This window comes from Thiohalocapsa sp., assembly GCF_019695415.1.
In the GTDB taxonomy this organism is placed as follows: Bacteria; Pseudomonadota; Gammaproteobacteria; order Chromatiales; family Chromatiaceae; genus Thiohalocapsa.
The window spans coordinates 1-4,266 of record NZ_JAIFKJ010000486.1 but is presented as its reverse complement, the minus strand read 5'-3'; the positions used below and the strand labels follow the sequence as shown (position 1 = coordinate 4,266).

Below are 4,266 nucleotides of genomic sequence, written 5' to 3'. Positions count from 1 at the left end.
TCTTAGGGAGACGCTGATTTATTGGGCATCCTGCCCAAAAATCAGACGGAGCCGGAAAACGCGGTTTCCCGGCTCCTGCATTTTCAGCGACTTGCGTCGCCGAAAATGGCGGGGCGTCCTGCCCCGCGCGGGAAGCGCCAATAAATCGGCGCTTCCCTAAAGAATCGACCCGCGATTGATCCAGGTCTATGAATTAGGCCCCAGGCGGCCGTCGCGCTGTTCTATATTTCCTTGACAGGTCGCAAGGCACCTGTTCCACCACTTTCAAATCTTCTAATAAGCCAATCGAGACCACCTGCCCGGGTCGACGCCGGGCGCGACGCCCAACGACCACCTGCGGGTGGAGGAGATACTGCATGACTGCCGTTCAGATCGCCGGTCGCGAGGTCCACTTCAACAAGAAAGGACATCTGGCGAGCTTCGGGGACTGGGACAACGAGGTGGCCGAGGCATTGGCCGCCGAGGAGGGGCTGAGCCTCACCGACTGTCACTGGAGCGTGATCAACTTCCTGCGCGAGTATTACGCCTTCCACGAGATGCCGCCGTCGCCAAAGGTCGTCATCCGGGCCATCGGTCACGAGGTGTCCCGGCATACCCCCTGCACGCGCAAAAACCTCGAGAGCCTCTTCCCTGCCGGCGGCTGCAAGCAAGCCTGCCGCATCGCCGGGCTGCCGGACTACTACTGCCACTCCTGCTGATCCTGCCCGGGCGCGCCCACGACTAAGCCTTGCGGACCCTCGTCGCGAAGCGCTGCTTCGCGACGCTGCCTTGATAGGCGCCTAGCGCTTCGCCCCGCTAATCCACCGCACCCGCAGGCAGCAGCCGCAGCGTTCCCCGCTCGGTGCCCGTTGCCGGCCCACCCCACGGCCAGGGGTGGCTCGTCACCGCGAGCCAGTCGTCCAATTGGTCATTTCGATAGCGTGAAAACCGATGCCCCGACTGCCCGAGCGGCAGGGTGCCGCGGGTGGCGGACCAGTCGGACGGCGTGTACACCACCCGCATGGACGGGATGTAACCGATTTGCCGCGGTGCCAGCACCGAGGCATTGGCCACGTTCACCGTCGCATTGTCGCCGCCGAGACCCACAGGGCCGATGCTGAACAGGCGCCCGAGCCAGGGCTGGCCGGCGAACGCATGCGTGAAAGTGACGCCCCGCAGCCGGTCCAGGCGTTGCGGTCCGCTCGGCAACAGCTCGTCGAGCCGAGCTCGGGCAGAGTGCACCGCCTCGCGCCAGACATTCGCCGGCCCCTCCTGTGCCTGCGGTGTGGTCACATCGTCCCAAAAACTGGACCGCCCGCTGCGCAGGGCCTCGTCCAGTGGACCATAGGTGTTGGTGTCGAGCTGCATCAGCACCCGCAGGTCGTCACCGAGCTCGTCGCCGTACAGGGCCCCGTAGAGCGCCGGCAGCAGCAAGCCGAACAGGGCGCCCGCGCGGCTGTCCGGCGGGAAGTCGCCCCGCCAATGCAGCAGCTCCGCCTCGGCAATGCGCGCCGCCTCCGGGTCCAGTGCCTCGAGCTCCGGCAGGGTCTCGCGCAGCGAGGCCATGAAGACCCGCGCACGGATGCTCTCCCGGTCCGCCTGCAGCGCGGCAACGGACGCGGCATCCAGCGTGCCCGCGCCATCGAGCAGCTCTGTGATGCGCTCGGCGCGGTAAGGCGGCAGCCAGCTGTGGCCGACGGCGCTCGCCTCAGGCGGCGGCACGCTGCGGTTGTTGGCATTCACCAGCCGCTCGTCCGGTGGGTTCGTGGCGCCGGGGTTCGCCGCGAACGGCTGCCAGCCGCGCCACCCATAGTCTGGCTTCCAGCCCGGCACCGGCAACATGCCGCTGCCGCGGCCGCGCACCGGCAGGGTGCCCGTCACCTGCCAGCCGATGCTGCCGTCGCGATGGGCGATGACCAGGTTCTGCGACACATGCCGAAGGTCGGCCCCGGCCGCGCGTGCCTCGGCGACCGTGGTTGCGGTGTTGAGCCGCCAGAGGCCCGCCAGCGCACGCTCAGGCACCTCCAGGTTGCGGCGCAGCGCCAGCGCATCGCCGATGCGCACCGTCGGCAGGCCTTCGGGGTTATCGGCGCCGATGACATCGTCGATGAGCACACCGTGGCTGGTGGAGCGGATCTCGAGTGCTATCGGCTCCGCCTGGTCCTTCACCGGGATGGATTCGGTGCGTACTCGCACGCGCTCCCAGCCGTCGGGGCGGCGGGCGGCGTCATGGGTGGCGTTGAGGTCCTCGACGAAGAGATCCTGGGTGTCCGCCGTCACCGTCGTCATGCCCCAGGCCAAATGCGCATTGTGACCCAGCAGCACCAGCGGCACGCCGGGCAGAGCCAGACCGGCCACGTGCAGGCCGGGCGCGATGAGCTCCAGCTCGTACCAGATGGCGGGCGTCGACGGACCCAGGTGCGGGTCGTTGGCGAGTAATGCGGTGCCGTCCGCGGTGCGGCTGCCGGTCACAGCCCAGATATTGCTGGCCCCGCCGCGCAGCGCGAAGGGCAAGGGCTCCGCCTGTGCCGTTTCCGGGCCAGCCGGCTGGGCCAGATCTTGATAGTCCGGCAGTGCCCGGGCCGTGACGGGTGCCGGCAGTCCCACGTCCACCGGGAAGAGCTCCAACGCCCGCGCGTTGCCGAGGCGGGCGGCGAGCTTGAGGAAGGACAGCTCTTCGCGCAGGTTGACGCTGTTGATCCAGGCCATGTACTCGCCGATGACGAGGCTGTCCTCCGGTTGCCAAGGCGCTGGCTGGAAGCCGGCGATGAGGTACTCCAGCGGCAGCCGGCCGCGGGCCTGCTCGATGTAGGCATTGACGCCGGCGGCGTAGCGGCGCAACAGGCGCTGGTATTGGGGCTCCAGGGCCGCATAGGCCTCGTGCGCCGCCAGCGGCAGCCCCATGGTGCGATAGAAACGATCCGCCGGCAGCGCCGCGGCGCCGAAGACCTCGGCGAGGCGCCCGCCAGCCAGCCGGCGCAGGATATCCATTTGCCACATGCGCTCGGCGGCGACGATATAGCCCTGGGCGAAGACCACGTCGTCCACCGTGCCGGCCTCGATGCTGGGTACGGCATGCGCGCCGAAGGTCAGAGTGACGGGTGCTCCGAGGCCCGGGAGCGCCAGCTCGCCCGCATAGCGCGGCTCGGCGCGCTTGCCCAGCCAATAGACACCGCCGGCCGCTGCCGCCGCCAGCAGGGACAGCACCGTCAGGCCGATGAAGAGCCAGCGGCGCATCCCATCACCCGGCAAGGCGGAAGATGTCGCGGTAACCGGTGTATTGCGAGACCATGGCCACCGCCGCGAAGCCGAGCATCAGCGGCACCATCAGCATGATCAGCACGAAGCCGAGCAGCCCCGCCGCAGGCCCGAGGACACTGCCGCCGATGACCGCCACCAGTCCGATGCCCACGGAAAAGGCCATGATGACGCCGAGAATGCACAGGCCGTAGATCAGGAAGGGCATGATGTTCATCCAGCAGCCGCGAAAGCTCGCCTGCATCGCCTCCGTGGCCGTCATGTCCTCCAGCATCACGAGCGCGGGCGCAAACCAGTACGCCATGAGGAGCGGGATCAGCAGCGCTGTGGCGGCCAGAAAGAGCACCGCGAGCGCGGCGGGCGCCAGTGCCACGGCGGCGGCCTCTGCATCACCGCTGGACAGGGCCTGGAGTCCGGCCGGGGTCACTGCGCCAGCACCGATGGCGATGATCCCGGCGCCGAAGATCACGAGGAAGACACCAAGCAGGTACAACACCCCCACCAGCGCCAGTTGTGCCGCAGGCCCCGAGAAACCGTCGAAGACCATGCCGGTGCGGGCGATGCCCTGGCGGTCCAATGCACGGGCGCCGGCCATCACGCCGCCGCCGAAGATCGGGCCGAGCACAAAGCCCACCAGGCTTCCGACCACCGGGACGATACCGACGGCGAAATTGATCAGATAGATGAGCATGATTGCGGTGAGCCAGGTGCCCGGCCTGCTGCGCACCAGGGCGTAGGCATCTTTGATCCAGAGCAAGCCATGGCCCGCCGGCACTGCCTGGGGGCCGGGCATTGGCCCCTCGTCGTCCGCGGACGGGGAGAGGTCGCCCCGGGGCCGGGCATAGGGGTCGTCTGCGGGCGCAGCGGGCGCCGCCGGTGTCCGCGCAGCACCCCTGCCGCCGCTGGCCGGATCCCCGCCGGGCCGGCGCGCGCCCGCCCCCTTCCGGCCTGGCGCCCGGCACCCCCCCCCCACGCGTGTGCCGGCGGGCCGCAGATGACCCCCACACCACACCTCCCCCCCACCCCACC

General features: G+C 69.1%; 3 protein-coding genes. 1 reads left to right on the top strand and 2 read right to left on the bottom strand.

Translation table 11 applies throughout. The annotated features are described in order from the left end of the window. Positions 1-356: 356 nt before the first annotated feature. Positions 357-698, top strand: a complete 342-nt coding sequence (locus I6U14_RS13575; protein ID WP_296900056.1) for a TusE/DsrC/DsvC family sulfur relay protein — start codon at positions 357-359, stop codon at positions 696-698. A gap of 97 nt (positions 699-795) precedes the next feature. Here the strand turns inward: I6U14_RS13575 and I6U14_RS13570 are convergent, their stop codons facing one another. Together I6U14_RS13570 and I6U14_RS13565 are read right to left on the bottom strand one after the other, a co-directional pair. Beyond that, positions 796-3,216 carry a penicillin acylase family protein gene (locus tag I6U14_RS13570; RefSeq protein WP_296900055.1) on the bottom strand — a complete coding sequence of 807 codons (2,421 nt, stop codon included), beginning with the start codon at positions 3,214-3,216 and terminating at the stop codon, positions 796-798. Between the two features lie 4 nt (positions 3,217-3,220). Continuing rightward, positions 3,221-4,030, bottom strand: coding sequence for a BPSS1780 family membrane protein (locus I6U14_RS13565; RefSeq protein ID WP_296900054.1), 810 nt, complete (start codon positions 4,028-4,030; stop codon positions 3,221-3,223). Positions 4,031-4,266 lie beyond the last annotated feature (236 nt).

Excerpts from the sequence above, each read along its gene's own strand:
- I6U14_RS13575 (WP_296900056.1), top strand. The coding sequence starts at position 357 with ATGACTGCCGTTCAGATCGCCGGTCGCGAGGTCCACTTCAACAAGAAA.
- I6U14_RS13565 (WP_296900054.1), bottom strand. The coding sequence starts at position 4,030 with ATGCCCGGCCCCCAGGCAGTGCCGGCGGGCCATGGCTTGCTCTGGATC.
- I6U14_RS13570 (WP_296900055.1), bottom strand. The coding sequence starts at position 3,216 with ATGCGCCGCTGGCTCTTCATCGGCCTGACGGTGCTGTCCCTGCTGGCG.